General features: G+C 35.2%; 12 protein-coding genes. 10 read left to right on the top strand and 2 right to left on the bottom strand.

Going from position 1 to position 15,358, the window contains the following annotated elements; translation table 11 throughout:
• The first annotated feature begins 203 nt into the window (after positions 1–203).
• From CO726_RS26895 to cls, 6 genes are all read left to right on the top strand, one after another.
• Entirely contained in the window at positions 204–842 is a 639-nt protein-coding gene (locus CO726_RS26895) for a response regulator transcription factor (protein WP_098760376.1), read from the top strand.
• A 4-nt stretch (positions 843–846) separates the two neighbouring features.
• Positions 847–1,947: a sensor histidine kinase gene (locus tag CO726_RS26890; RefSeq protein WP_099686279.1), complete on the top strand. Its 1,101-nt coding sequence runs from the start codon at positions 847–849 to the stop codon at positions 1,945–1,947.
• A gap of 138 nt (positions 1,948–2,085) precedes the next feature.
• Positions 2,086–3,024, top strand: a complete 939-nt coding sequence (locus CO726_RS26885) for an ABC transporter ATP-binding protein (protein ID WP_099686278.1) — start codon at positions 2,086–2,088, stop codon at positions 3,022–3,024.
• Between the two features lie 37 nt (positions 3,025–3,061).
• Positions 3,062–4,171 carry an ABC transporter permease gene (locus tag CO726_RS26880; RefSeq protein WP_099686277.1) on the top strand — a complete coding sequence of 370 codons (1,110 nt, stop codon included), beginning with the start codon at positions 3,062–3,064 and terminating at the stop codon, positions 4,169–4,171.
• A 1-nt stretch (position 4,172) separates the two neighbouring features.
• The gene (locus CO726_RS26875) at positions 4,173–5,318 is read left to right on the top strand and encodes an ABC transporter permease (protein ID WP_099686276.1); all 1,146 of its coding nucleotides are present in this window, start codon (positions 4,173–4,175) and stop codon (positions 5,316–5,318) included.
• Positions 5,319–5,428: 110 nt separating this feature from the next.
• A complete protein-coding gene (gene cls / locus CO726_RS26870) occupies positions 5,429–6,640 on the top strand; it encodes a cardiolipin synthase (protein ID WP_136699869.1) in 1,212 nt (403 codons plus the stop codon).
• Positions 6,641–6,692: 52 nt separating this feature from the next.
• Here the strand turns inward: cls and pyrH are convergent, their stop codons facing one another.
• Entirely contained in the window at positions 6,693–7,436 is a 744-nt protein-coding gene (gene pyrH / locus CO726_RS26865) for a UMP kinase (protein WP_099686275.1), read from the bottom strand.
• Between the two features lie 378 nt (positions 7,437–7,814).
• On the opposite strand from pyrH, the gene CO726_RS26860 reads away from it, so the two are divergent.
• From CO726_RS26860 to malS, 3 genes are all read left to right on the top strand, one after another.
• Positions 7,815–9,086, top strand: coding sequence for a cation:dicarboxylate symporter family transporter (locus CO726_RS26860; protein WP_099686274.1), 1,272 nt, complete (start codon positions 7,815–7,817; stop codon positions 9,084–9,086).
• A 24-nt stretch (positions 9,087–9,110) separates the two neighbouring features.
• Complete coding sequence (gene aspA, locus CO726_RS26855; RefSeq protein ID WP_099686273.1) at positions 9,111–10,550, top strand: aspartate ammonia-lyase; 1,440 nt, start codon at positions 9,111–9,113, stop codon at positions 10,548–10,550.
• Between the two features lie 74 nt (positions 10,551–10,624).
• A complete protein-coding gene (gene malS, locus CO726_RS26850) occupies positions 10,625–12,337 on the top strand; it encodes an oxaloacetate-decarboxylating malate dehydrogenase (protein WP_136699868.1) in 1,713 nt (570 codons plus the stop codon).
• A gap of 537 nt (positions 12,338–12,874) precedes the next feature.
• On the opposite strand, the gene CO726_RS26845 is transcribed toward malS, so the two are convergent.
• Positions 12,875–14,002, bottom strand: a complete 1,128-nt coding sequence (locus CO726_RS26845) for a DUF11 domain-containing protein (RefSeq protein ID WP_099686272.1) — start codon at positions 14,000–14,002, stop codon at positions 12,875–12,877.
• An 881-nt stretch (positions 14,003–14,883) separates the two neighbouring features.
• On the opposite strand from CO726_RS26845, the gene CO726_RS32185 reads away from it, so the two are divergent.
• Positions 14,884–15,358 (top strand): alpha-helical endospore appendage domain-containing protein (locus tag CO726_RS32185; RefSeq protein WP_483860602.1); only part of this gene is annotated, 475 nt, incomplete at its 3' end.

Here is a 15,358-nt window from a genome sequence, read left to right as displayed (position 1 = left end):
TTGACGCATTCTATTATATAGACGTAAGAAATGACAGGTTACCCTACACATGTTGTAAAAAAAGAATAATATATTTTTAGGAAGGAGGCTATATGAAAAAAGGTGTGAAAAAATGGTAAAGAGAAGTATATAATGGGCAAGTAGGAAACGTTACGGGAAGAAAGGATGTGAATGTCAGTAGGGAGTAGTCCTTACTAACAAACATGAAAATTAAAATATTAATCGCAGATGATAATTCTTTTATTAGAGAAGGCATGAAAATTATTTTAAATACATATGAAGAGTTTGAAGTAGTAGATACAGTAAACGATGGGAAAGAAGCGGTGGAATATTGCAAAAAGAACGACGTTGATATCGCTCTATTAGATGTTCGCATGCCAAATATGAACGGGGTAGAGGCGACGAAATTCATTTGTGAAGAGACGAAAACGAAACCGTTAATTTTAACGACGTTCGATGATGATGAATATATTTTGGACGCAGTGAAGAACGGGGCGAAAGGTTATTTATTAAAAAATAATGATCCAGAGCGTATTCGTGATGCAATAAAAGGGGTATATAACGGTCAAACTGTTATGCAAGATGTAGTGCTTGATAAAATCAAGTCTAATTTAATGGAAAGCAAAGAGGACGAATGTAAAATAGATACAAGTCTTTTTACAGAAAGAGAACTTAGTATTATCGCATTAATTGCGAAAGGTTTCTCGAATAAAGAAATTTCAAAGCAACTTTTCATATCAGAAGGAACGATTGCAAATTATATTACATCAGTTTTAGGGAAAACTGGACTTGAACATCGTACACAAATTGCGATTTATTATTTAACAGGGAAAGTAGATTAAAGATATGGAATTTTGGTTAATTGTAAGTAAATTAATTGTCTTTATATATATTGTGTTTAGTTACATTTATTTAAATGTTGCGAACTTACCATGGATTATACTTACTTTGCTTTTATATCTTTCTGTAAACGTGCTAATATCTATATTTAAAAAAGATACGTACAAAAACATATTAACTTCTGTGTCAATTGGCTTAGTTATGTTATTTACATGGAAGGTTCATCCGTTTTTTATTTTGTTTTTACCATTGAACTTATATGAAATTATATTTCGTTATATAGAGAAGAGATGGCAACTCTTTATCATTATGATGATTCCTATTATATTTACAGATGAAAGTATTCGAATGACATATGGATTAATTGTTGCATTTTCTTTCCTCGTATTAATTATGGCAGAACGGTATATATCGCGCGTATTAAAGCTTGAATCACAAAATGATAAGATGCGTAAAGATATGCAGCGACTGACGAAAAGCTTACATGAAAATAAAGAGTACATAAGGCAATCAGAGTACACATTTAAGTTAGAAGAGAGAAATCGGTTATCACAAGAAATTCATGATAAAATTGGCCATTCGATGACAGGTGCGCTAATTCAAATGGAAGCAGCAAAGAGAGTAATGGGGAGAGATAAAGAGAAATCTGCCGAGTTATTACAAAATGCAATTCATATTTCAAAAGAGGGAATTGAAAGTATTCGGATTACATTAAAAAATATGAAGCCACCAACTGAGCAAATTGGCATTCATCGTATGAAATTGTTCATAGAGGAATTTGCCAGTAAGCATGATGTGAATATTCCTTTCGTTTATAAAGGGAACTTAGATATGATTTCTCCTATACAGTGGAAAATTATTGGTGAAAATGTTACAGAGGCACTAACGAATGCGATGAAATATGCTGATGCGACAGTCATTTCAATCGATATTCATGTGCTTAACAAGATGGTGAAAGTACAAGTGAAGGATAACGGAAAAGGGGCAGCTCTTGTTAAAAAAGGTCTTGGTATTATGGGGATGGAGGAGCGAACGGCGTCTGTAAACGGAAAAATTATTGTAGATGGGACAAGTGGTTTTTCAGTAACGATGTTGTTGCCAATATAAAGAGAATGGGACGAGGATGAACCATCTCATATGAAAAAAGTGAATATTCTCATGTGAAAAGAATGAATTTCTGCACTGAGCAGGTTCATTCTTTTTGTTTATACTAATAGCAGAGAAACCGAAATAGGGGTGAAAATGATGAATACATTAGAAATTAAAAATTTAACGAAAAAATTTGGTGATTTCATCGCAGTTGATAATATGTCTTTATCGATTAAAGAAGGGGAAATATTTGGCTTTTTAGGATCAAATGGTGCTGGTAAGAGTACAACGATAAATATGATTGCTGGTTTGTTAAGAAGTAATGAAGGTGAAATTAGCATACTAGGAAAAAATATAAAGAAACATAATCGATTTGCGAAAATGAATATCGGTATTGTTCCACAAGATATTGCGATTTATGAAGAGTTAACTGCCTATGAAAATGTGAAATTCTTTGCTGGGTTGTACGGATTAAGAGGAGCTGAGCTAAAAGCGAGAGTAGAGGAAGCACTTCAATTTGTGGGGCTTAGCGATAAATATAAAAGTTACCCGAAAAACTTTTCTGGTGGGATGAAACGAAGACTGAATATCGCTTGTGCGATTGCACATAGACCGAAGTTAATTATTATGGATGAGCCGACAGTTGGAATTGATCCACAGTCAAGAAACTATATTCTTCAGTCTGTTCGAAAATTAAATGAAATGGGAAGTACAATTATTTATACGAGTCACTACATGGAAGAGGTAGAAGAGATTTGTACGAAAATAGCGATAGTAGATCACGGTAAAGTGATTGCAGAAGGAACGAAAGAGCAGTTAAAAGCAATTATTACCGATACGAAAGATATTTGGATTGAAGTGAAGTCAGTAGAAAATTTAGATATAGAACAGTTAAAAGAGATAAATGGAGTGAAAGCTGTTCAAATTGAAGAGAACGTAATTAAAGTAAACTCGGATGCAGGATTAAATAATTTAAATAAAATTATTCAGCACTTCATCAATCATGACATTGAAATCCGTTCGTTAGAGGAGCAGGCTCCAAACTTAGAAACAGTATTCCTCACGTTGACTGGTAGAAACTTACGAGATAAATAAACGGTAAATGAAGAAAAGGTAAAGGGAGGTTCATCAATTGAACATCTTCAATATTGCAATTATGCATATTAAAAGAGATTTCAGGGACGTAAGAACTTTAGTTTTTATGTTAGCATTTCCAATTGTGCTTATGCTTGTACTAGGAACAGCATTAACAAACGCATTTAATAGTGATAGTCATTCGATTAAAGATATACAAGTGCTATATAAGGATGAAGCAAGTAGCACGTTTTCTCAAGCATTTGAAGCATTTGCGAAAGAAGTTGATAAATCGGGTATTCATTTTAAAAAAGCTTCTGAAGGTATAGATGGGAAGGAAGCGGTGAAGCAAAATAAATTTGCTGCTTATGTAGAATTAAATAAAGATGGTGCAAAAACTTACGGAAGTGACAAAAGTAGTATTGAGGGAAGCATTGTGGAAGGCATGCTTACAACATTTGTTGATAAGTACAACGTAGCGGCAGAAGTTGCAAAAGTAGATCCTACTAAGGTGAGCACAGTTATTTCAAACGGAAATCATAATGATTATATAAAAGAAACATCTTTACAAGCCGCGAAAAAGCCCGGTTCTATGGATTACTATGCGGTTGTAATGACAACGATGATTGCACTATATGCTGCAATGGGAGCGAGTTCTTTAATTCGAAGAGAACGAATACGTAAAACAGGAGATCGTCTCATTGCTGCACCAATAAGTAAGGCTGAAATATTCATTGGAAAAGTACTTGGTAGTCTAGTAGCAAATGCCCTGTGCATATTACTCGTTATGTTATTTAGTAAATTTGTTTTTCAAGCGAATTGGGGCGATCATTTTGGAATCATATTTATTATTTTATTAACACAAGTCTTTCTAGCAATTAGCTTCGGTTTAGGAATCGGATATATTACGAAAACAGCTGAATCATCAAGAGCAATTATTATGGTAGTAGTGCAATTAGCTTCTATTTTTGGTGGTGCATATTTCGTAGTAGAAGAAAATTTCGTTACGAATTTATCACCATTAACGTGGGCAAATACAGCTGTTATGAAAATTATTTATGCGAATGATGTAGGGGCAGCGCTACCAGTCATTTCTTTAAACCTTGGAATATCAGCACTCTTTTTATTAATTGCAATTATTGCATTACGTAGACGGGAGGGGCTATAGTATGAAAGATATTTTATGGCTCATACAAAAAACGTTATCTGTACTTTTGAAAAATAAAAAAGGGTTATTCATTATTATTAGTTTACCAATAATCGGAACGCTTATCTCTTTTTCGATATACGGAAATGCAGGGCAAGGAACGTTAAATATCGGGATTGTAAATAAAGAAAATGAGTCGATAGCAAACGATACGATAAAGTTTTTAGAAGGATTAAATCATGTGAATGTGAGTAAGGTTAAGGAGTCTGAAGTAGAAGATAAACTTACTTCCAAAAAACTTGATGGAGTTATTACATTAGATTCTGGTTTTTCAAAAAGTGTTCGAGAAGGGAAACCAGATCATATTGAAATTTCATCGATTAAAGGTGATCAAGTAACAGGATTTATAAAATCATATGTATACAACTATATTGATAATGTAGCAGCGATTAGTAAAGTGGCAGGAACAGATCAAAGTGCATTTGATAATATGTACGCAGGGTATCAAAAAAGTGCATTTAATATGAAAACGGAGACGCTAGAAGATACTTCGAAAAATAAGGATATGACAAACCAAACGATGGGTTATCTTATTATGTTTATGCTGTTTTCAGCAGTGAACTTATCAGGATTTATTTTAAAAGAAAAAGAGAACAGAACGTATTTTAGATTATTATCAACACCAATTGACGGAAAGAAATTTATATTATCTAATGTCGCAGTAAATATGATGATATTAACATTGCAAATTATAATTGCAGTATTCTTTATGACGAATGTTTTTCATACAAATATTAATATGCCTTTCATAGTAATGATTGGTGTGCTTATGATATTCGCTTTAATTGCAATTGGTTTATCATTAGTCATTGTGTCTTTTTCAAAAAGTTCAACTGCTTCAAATGCATTGCAAAATCTAGTGATAGTACCAACATGTTTACTTGCTGGATGTTATTTCCCGTATGACATTATGCCAAAAGCAGTGCAAAAAGTAGCTAATTTTCTTCCGCAGCGCTGGTTGTTAGATACAGTATCAAAGCTACAACAAGGAATACCGTTCTCGGAGTTGTATTTAAACATTTTAATTTTATTTGCTTTTGCAATTGCCTTCTTCTTAATTGCGATTTATAAGTTTGGAAGAAATAATGATGCGAGGAACTTTGTTTAATATAACAAGGGTGTGACGTTAAGTCACATCCTTTTTTGTATGAAGCATGAAATCTAAATTTGAATGACAAAATAGAAAGGTGGAAAGAAAACGAGCGGAAGGAAATCAAAATGATAAAAAAAATATTGCGAGTTACTTCTATTATTATGGCTATTTTCATTTTTATATTCATTTGGATGCATATTGATGTTACTTTAGGTAGGGAAATGGAAGCTGGTAAAAACATGCCGACAGAGTACGCTCCTCATTATAGTGACTTTCAATTATATGTAGAAGGGAAGTCATTTTATAAACAGTTATTTACTGATATAAAAGAAGCGAAACAATCTATTTACACATATTTTTTTATTTTGTCGGATGATAAAAGTAGCCATACTTTTTTAAACTTATTAAAAGAGAAGGCGAAAGAAGGAGTAAACGTCTATTTATCAGTTGATCGCATTAATGATTTATCATTTGAAAGAAATATGAAAAATGAATTGCGGGAAAGTGGTGTACATTTTACATATAGTAGAAACCCTGAATTGCCATTCGGATTTTATTCACTTCACCATCGTAATCATCGCCGTATTACAACGGTTGATGGGGAGATTGGATATACAGGTGGTTTTAATATAGGAGATGAGTACTTAGGAAAAGATAAGCGATTTGGATATTGGCGTGACTATCATGTAAGGATAAGAGGAGAAGGAGCAAAAGATTTAGAAGAGCAGTTCGCTTTAGATTGGAAGCGGGATACGAAAGAACATATAAAGAGAAGTACGAATAAAGCGAGTAAAGGGAATACATTACATACAATCGTTAGCTACAATGGGCATCATGTCGCTGAAAAATATATAGAATTAATAAAAGAAGCGAAGCATTCAATTGTCATTACAACACCTTATTTTATAGCGAAAAATAAAGAGTTAATGAGTGCTTTAATTGGAGCACAAAAACGTGGCGTTACAGTAAAAATACTTTGGTCATATAAACCGGATATTCCTCTCATTAAAGAAGCAGCATATCCGTACATACGTCAAGCTGTTAATAACGGGATTATGGTATATGGTTATAAAAAAGGGATGTTTCATGGGAAGTTAATGTTAATTGATAATGAACTAACTGTTATCGGTACAACGAACATAACTGCACGTAGCTTTTATATTAATGATGAGATGAATTTGTATATTCATGGTGGGACTATCGTATCAGAAGTGAATAAGGCGTTAACAGAGGATTTTCGCGATTCGAAAGAAATGAAGAAAACGTTTTTTGAGAATTTATCTTTTTGGGAGCGGTGTAAGGAGAAATTGGCGGGGGTATTTGATTTTTATTTATGAGAATTAAGGAAGAAAAGGTGTCTTTTATAGACACCTTTTTTGGTGGAAATAACTATTTTTCATGCACAAGCAGTGAAGCATCATCATTAATCAATGTCCCCACATGCTCACCTAAGCAAATTCTTTTCATTACTCCAGGCTCATCAAAGTTAAAGACATGTGCTGGTAAATTATAATCACGGGCAAGTAATAAAGCGGCTTGATCCATTACTTGTATGTTTTGCCTAACAATGTCGTTATAGTTTAGTTTTTTGTACATTTTCGCTGATTTATTATGTTTTGGATCACTAGTAAAGACGCCATCTACTCCTTGTTTTGCGACTAATATAGCATCACTATTCATTTCAATTGCTCTTTGGACACTTGGATAATCTGTCGTAACGAATGGTTGCCCGTTCCCGCCTCCAAAAATAACGATATAACCGTTATCTAAATGGTGGACTGCACGTAGGCGAATGTATGGTTCGGCTACTGCGTTAAATGGAATGGATGTCATAACACGTATTTCTCTTTCTGTTTTACTAGTTAAAACACCGCGAAGCATTAAACTATTAATAATTGTTCCTAGTGTACCGATATTATCAGCTTCTACACGATCGATTCCCCATTCTTCAGCTAAATGACCTCTGAAAATATTACCGCCACCGATTACGATGGACACCTCGATACCTAAATCAACAATGGATAAAATTTCGTTTGCGATATGTTCTAATCGTTTGGAGTTAAAACTATTTCCGGTTTGATCGGCAAGTGCGCCACCGCTTAGTTTAATTAAGACTCGTTTATATGGTTTCATAACCATTCCCCCTATATAGATCGCAATAAAAAAGGAACAAAGGCGAATGCCCTTGTTCCTTTTTAAGAAAATGAAAAAGAAAAGAAGAAGATAGAACAAATTTCTGTACATAATTTTTCATACCATCCACTCCTTTTCATTTTGATTTGTTGTAAGTATATATCTTTTTGATTATACAAAACAATCTGATTACTTATCAAGTATATTTTATCGGTTTTTTGATAAAATGGTGTCAATGAAAAAGAAAAGAAAAATTTTTGAATTTTTTGTGACGAACTTGTAGGTTTTTGTATGATTTTGTAGGTTCCCCTATATGATGTGTGAGTAAGCTTTTATAAATACGAAATGAAAGCGTTCGCAAGAAGGGGATGAACATAAATGAAAAAATTCGGATTGGCAACACAAATTTTTGTCGCGCTTGTTTTAGGGATTGTAGTAGGGGCAATCTTTTACGGTAATAAAACGGCAATTTCTTATATCACACCAATTGGGGATATATTTATTCACTTAATTAAAATGATTGTAGTGCCGATTGTTATTTCAGCATTAATTGTTGCGGTAGCTGGTGTAGGAGATATGAAGAAGCTTGGGAAACTGGGCGGTAAGACAATTCTTTATTTCGAAATTATTACGACAATTGCTATTTTAATGGGATTACTTGCGGCAAATATATTCCAGCCAGGTAATGGCGTTGATATGAATAACTTACAGCAAAGCGATATTTCTTCTTATAAACAAACAGCAGATGCTACAGAGAAGAAAGGTTTTGCTGAGACAATTGTTCATATTGTACCGAAAAACGTATTTGAATCGATTGCACAAGGTGACTTATTACCGATTATTTTCTTCTCAGTACTATTCGGTTTAGGAGTTGCGGCAATTGGGGAAAAAGGAAAGCCTGTCTTTAACTTCTTTGAAGGTGTACTCGAAGCGATGTTTTGGGTTACAAATCAAGTTATGAAATTTGCACCATTTGGTGTATTCGCATTAATTGCTGTTACGGTTGCAAAATTTGGTGTAGCAACACTACTTCCTTTAGGAAAACTAGTGCTAGCTGTATACGTAACTGTTATACTATTCGTTGTGATTGTATTAGGTATTAATGCTCGAATGGTTGGCGTAAACATTTTTACATTAATGAAAATTTTAAAAGAAGAACTTATTCTTTCATTTACGACAGCAAGTTCAGAAGCTGTTTTACCTAATATAATGAGAAAAATGGAAGAGTTCGGTTGTCCAAAGGCAGTTGCCTCTTTCGTAATTCCGACAGGTTATACATTTAACTTGACTGGATCGGCTATTTACCAAGCGTTAGCGGCATTGTTTGTTGCCCAAATGTACGGTGTGCACATGTCACTGACAGAGCAAATAACGTTACTATTCGTTCTCATGTTAACATCCAAGGGTATGGCGGGAGTTCCAGGTGCATCGTTCGTTGTTGTACTAGCAACGTTAGGTTCAATGGGGTTACCACTAGAAGGTATCGCGTTAATTGCGGGAATTGACCGCATTTTAGATATGATTCGCTCATCTGTTAATGTATTAGGAAATGCATTAGCGGCCATTGTAATGTCGAAGTGGGAAGGCGAATTCGATAATGAGAAAGCAAAACAATATGTAGAAACAGTCAAACAAACAGAAGCAGCATAAGAAATCGTTAAGGAGTGAATAATCATGGCAACATTAACTGAAGTTAAAAATGGTGTGCGAATTGAAAAAGATTTTTTAGGTGAAAAAGAAGTACCAAACTATGCGTACTACGGCGTACAAACTATGCGGGCAGTAGAAAACTTCCCAATTACAGGATACAAAATCCATGAAGGTTTAATTAGAGCGTTCGCAATTGTAAAAAAAGCAGCTGCACTTGCAAATACAGATGTAGGAAGATTGGAATTGAACAAGGGCGGCGCGATCGCAGAAGCTGCTCAAGAAATTCTTGATGGGAAATGGCACGATCATTTCATCGTAGATCCAATCCAGGGCGGAGCAGGTACTTCAATGAACATGAATGCAAATGAAGTCATTGCCAATCGTGCTCTTGAATTATTAGGAATGGAAAAGGGAGACTATCATTATATTAGTCCAAATAGTCATGTGAATATGGCGCAATCAACAAACGATGCATTCCCAACGGCGATTCATATCGCAACATTAAATGCGTTAGAAGGTTTATTACAAACGATGGGTTATATGCACGATGTATTTGAATTAAAAGCAGAACAGTTCGACCATGTTATTAAAATGGGTCGTACACATTTACAAGACGCTGTGCCAATTCGTCTTGGACAAGAATTTAAAGCGTACTCTCGCGTACTTGAACGTGATACGAAACGAATTCAGCAATCACGTCAACACTTATATGAAGTGAACATGGGGGCAACTGCAGTTGGTACAGGCTTAAATGCAGATCCAGAATATATTGAAGCAGTTGTAAAACATTTAGCTGCAATTAGTGAGCTACCACTTGTTGGTGCAGAAGACCTAGTAGATGCAACGCAAAATACGGATGCATACACTGAAGTATCAGCAGCACTTAAAGTATGTATGATGAATATGTCTAAAATTGCGAATGACCTTCGCTTAATGGCATCAGGTCCACGTGTTGGTTTAGCGGAAATTATGCTACCTGCTCGTCAACCAGGTTCATCTATTATGCCAGGGAAAGTAAATCCTGTTATGCCAGAAGTAATTAATCAAATTGCGTTCCAAGTAATTGGTAACGACCATACAATTTGCCTTGCTTCAGAAGCAGGACAATTAGAATTAAACGTTATGGAACCAGTACTTGTTTTCAATTTACTTCAATCTATTAGCATTATGAACAATGGCTTCCGTGCCTTTACAGATAATTGCTTAAAAGGAATTGAAGCGAATGAAGATCGCTTAAAAGAGTATGTTGAGAAGAGTGTAGGAATTATTACAGCCGTGAACCCTCATATCGGTTATGAAGCAGCAGCTCGCGTTGCGAAAGAAGCAATTGCAACAGGTCAATCCGTTCGAGAACTTTGTGTGAAAAATGGTGTATTGTCACAAGAAGATTTAGAGTTAATTCTAGATCCATTCGAAATGACACACCCAGGGATTGCTGGAGCAACTCTTTTAAAGAAAAATTAAAAGAAGAGGGGGACAAGCCCCTCTTTTTTGTTTACAATATAGAAATGCTATATATGAATAGAGGTAGGGATGTTATGAGTAAGTTTACAGTAGCTTCTAATGGTTCATTAGAAACGACATTAAGAGGAGTAGAAGTATTATCAACACCACTTTTAAATAAAGGGGTCGCTTTCACGCAAGAAGAGAGAGAAGAATTAGGTTTAAAAGGGTTATTACCGCCAGCAGTTTTAACATTAGAAGAACAAGCACGCCGAGCATACGAACAATTTTGTTCTCAGCCGGATGATTTATTAAAGAACGTATATTTAACCGCGTTACATGATCGAAATGAAGTATTATTTTATCGTATTTTAACAGATCATTTACGTGAAATGTTACCGATCGTATATACACCAACTGTTGGTGTAGCAATTCAAAGATATAGTCATGAATATCGTAAACCACGTGGTGTGTATTTATCAATTAACGATCCGTCAGGTATTGAAGAAGCATTTGCCAATATCGGTGCAACAGCAGAAAATATTGATTTAGTCGTTGTAACAGATGGAGAAGGTATATTAGGAATTGGTGACTGGGGCGTTGGTGGTATTAACATCGCAATCGGAAAATTAGCTGTTTATACGGCCGCAGTTGGAATCGATCCTAGCCGCGTATTACCGGTAATTTTAGATGTAGGTACAAATCGTGAAGAACTATTAAACAATCCATTTTATATTGGAAATCGTCACCCTCGTATAACAGGTGAAGCTTACGATGAATTTATTGATACATTTGTTCAAGCGGTAAATAAACAATTCCCGAAAGCACTTCTACATTGGGAAGATTTCAGTTCTCGTAACGCACGAAAAATTTTAGATAAATATCGTCATGACATTTGTACGTTTAATGATGATATTCAAGGTACAGGTGCAGTTTCACTTGCGGCAGTATTATCAGCAGTAAAAGCTTCTGGTGTACCGTTAAGTGAACACCGCGTTGTTGTATTTGGTGCTGGCACGGCTGGAATCGGTATCGCAGATCAAGTTAGAGATGCGATGGTCCGCGTAGGCGTATCAGAAGAAGAATCATATAAGCGTTTTTGGTGTATTGATCGTAACGGGTTAGTTACAGATAATATGGAAGATCTTCTTGATTTCCAAATTCCATATGCAAGAAAAGAAGTGGAAGTAAGTGAGTGGAAAGAAAATGATGTAATCGGACTTGCTGAAGTTGTGAAATATGTAAAACCGACGATTTTAATTGGTACATCAACTGTTGCAGGCGCATTTAAAGAAGAGATTATTAAAGAAATGGCTTCTCACGTAGAAAGACCAATCATTTTACCGATGTCGAATCCGACGCCACTTGCTGAAGCGAAACCAGCTGATTTAATCGAGTGGACAGAAGGAAGAGCATTAGTTGCAACAGGAAGTCCGTTTGAACCAGTTACATACAACGGTGTAACGTATGTAATCGGGCAATCAAATAACGCACTTATTTTCCCAGGACTAGGCCTTGGTACAATTGTTGTACGTGCAAGCGTCATGACGGATGGAATGTTCGCAGCAGCTGCTGAAGCAGTTGCAAGCATGGTAGATACAAGTCAGCCAGGAGCACCTATCTTGCCAGAAGTTGAAGAGTTACGTAATATCTCAGAAAGGGTTGCAATTGAAGTAGCGAAAGTTGCCGTTGCGGAAGGTGTTGCTAGGGAGAACTTAAGTGATAACGATATTAAGATTGCAGTGAAAGAAGCAATCTGGGAGCCGGAGTATCGCCAAATAAAAGCGGTAGAGAAGGTTAGAATATAGAATAGTAAGGGGTACCACCCTGTGCCCATCAAGCTAATGTTTTGAGATATCCCCATAGCGGAAATTTTACCTCTTCACTGTTATTTATGAGAGTTCGGCTTTTTCGTTCTGGGAATCTGCTTTCCTTAGCTTGCTGGTGATGGAGTCACTTCACACTACAAGATTTTTCTTTTTATTAAAATATAGAATCGAAACATATTTTGCAATAGCCAATATAACTTAACGATGTGAGTTCAATGTATATTTTTAAAAGCATGGTAAAAAACCTATTTAGAAGGTTCTTTACCATGCTTTTTCTTATTCCTCCTTTCAAGGGGTGGATAAAGAAACCCAAATACGGATTCAAGAATAAGTTTGGTTTTAAATTAAGAAGTGAGAAAATATGATCCTACTATATACACGCGCTGCATATTGATTGACCTTTGAAATGGAAGAAAGGATGAAAAATGGTGAATGATATTTCTATTTTTGTTAGAAAGGATGAATATGAAATTATGCCTGTTTAATACGAGAATATAATAATTATTTATGACTCTTTTATGAATGTATATATACGGTACTAATATTACTAGGTTGGTTACCAACTCTTATTGTGTTCTCTATAGGGGTGAACTGATAATCAAGTACAGGCTGATGAAGGATAAAATCTCGAGAAGGTTTGTGAGCGATTTTTATTTTATAAGCAATCGTTATTGTATCATTTATAGGCAAGTTTCCTAGAAGTAGCCCTTCGCTAGGATTTACAGCAACAGGCATGGTATTTACTGTTACACTATCTGAGATAAGTACGGTTCCATCTGGAAAGCCTGTTCGAAATTGAATACATTCTGCAGTCGTTGTTCCGTCATTTATGATGACTGTTGTATAAGTGACAATGTCACCAACCGAAGTATGTTCTTTATCTGCTGAATGAGCAATAGTCATTTTTGGTTCAGGCGCATTAACTTGTAGTCCGACTGCAAACAAATTGATTGAATCCATTTGTTCAGCCGGTATGTGGAGTATGGCTGATGTTTGCCCTGAAAGTAATGTTGAAGAAATATCAATCTCTTCATTTAAAATTGAATGGGGTAAATTATTTGTTTTGTTCAGCGTGCTAGTTAGAGGGTAGGTGGAGGGCGCATGTTTTATAGATGGTCCGAAAGCTATGCATGGAATAGAAGATAATATCTGCTTCGTTTCTCCAAATAAATAGAGGGTACCAGAATTTTGGTCTAATGATGGTAGTAGTAGAGGAGAGAATGTAAATAAATCTGCTTGTTCATTGATAAAAAGAGAAATATGACGGACAGGAAAATTTGAATCTCCGTAAATGATTATTAAACCCCAAATTGGATTTCGCTTTGATGTATATTCATCACTATAGTTTGGAAAATCGACTACGAAAGTAGTAGCACCACTATATGGAACAAGGGAAGTAACATTTATAGTGCGCACATAACTTGAAGAATATTTATGATATTGTTCGTCTGTAGGTGGAATAGTATGTGTCTGGTCGTATGTCTTTATTTCTATATTCGTGTGAAGAGGTGAGTCAGCCACCACTATTAATTCTGCATGAAGAATATAGTTAGAGCTATTTGGTTGTAATGAAAATTTGCATGCCTTACCGAATGAATTTCCTATACACTTCAAAGCTAATCGATCAGTTGTAATAAATTTCACTTGTTTATACCCCCCTTATACTATCTGATGATATGAATATCATACTGATTAATGATTCTTTTTATCTATTTATTAAAGGTGCCTAAAGTACGGATATAAAAGAGATGGACGTTTTAGAATTTATAATTGTAATTCTTATGTGAGGAAAATGTTAAATATTCCTTTGTTCCTCCTTTCTACTGAAAGTTTAATCGCTAAAGATAGGTGTAACAAATCCACTCCATGTACTCAAAAAATAACAGGAGTTGTTGGAGCTAGTGAGATATTCCAATAACTGATTCCTACGATCACCAAAGCTAAAATTAGGATAAGAAATATAAACATTCCTTTTTTCCGTTCTTTAAGTATTTAACTTCATCTTTTCCTCCAAAAATACTTTTATTCATTTAGTAGCTGTATAGTCTGCTTTGTCTTTTCTAATTGCTTTACGTGAATTCATATTGAGATGATGAATTCGCGAAGAAGGGACTATCCATTACAAATAGTTGGGCAAAGCGAGAAGTATTTGCCGCACTACGAATTTTCACCTCGGGAGGAAGTGCTGTAAATGAAGCTACATCTACTAACTTAGAAATGTACGGTGTTTTGCTACATGCCCATCAAGTCAAGAGAATAGGTCACTTTGTATCCATTAAACTAAGATTTTAAAGTACTATTAAATGGGAACTTTTTTCTTTTAATACCGAAGTTTATTTTTATCATTTTAGGTAACAATGAATTTCTTATTTTGATGGTAATAGGGCGGTCCCCTTATATAAAAAAATACGAATAAAATCAGCTAATAGCTTATCCCATTTTAATTTTTTATGAATAATATAAGTTGTAGATTTATCTTTAAGGTTTATAAATTTTAGCACGAATAGAAAGGAGAGCATATAACTATGTCACAAGCTAACATACCTAATATTACGCCTAGTATTTCTTTAACTAGAGAGGAATCCATTAATTTAATTTTAGCTTCTATTGCTTTAGAAGAATTAGGTTTAGCTCATATTATTAATGCGGAGGCAGAAAAAATTCAGTATGCACTTGGAACATTGTCTGGGTTATCGCCAGCTGCTACGCTAGATGAAATTTTAGCAGTCAATGAAAGTGTTAATAAAACGATACAAAGTGCACTCAAAACACAGATGTTGTTACAAAGTAAGCTGGATAGTGTGATACAAACCCCTGTATTAACAGGACCTCCAGGACCAACAGGGCCAACAGGACCGGCTGGAGGGCCAACGGGAGCAACAGGAGCAACAGGAGCAACAGGAGCAACAGGAGCAACAGGAGCAACAGGAGCAACAGGAGCAACAGGAGCAACAGGAGCAACAGGAGCAACAGGAGCAACAGGAGCAACAGGAGCAACAG

Source organism: Bacillus fungorum (assembly GCF_002746455.1).
GTDB classification, from domain to species: domain Bacteria; phylum Bacillota; class Bacilli; order Bacillales; family Bacillaceae_G; genus Bacillus_A; species Bacillus_A fungorum.
The sequence above is the reverse complement of the archived record's forward strand: the minus strand, read 5'-3'. Positions and strand labels throughout refer to the sequence as shown.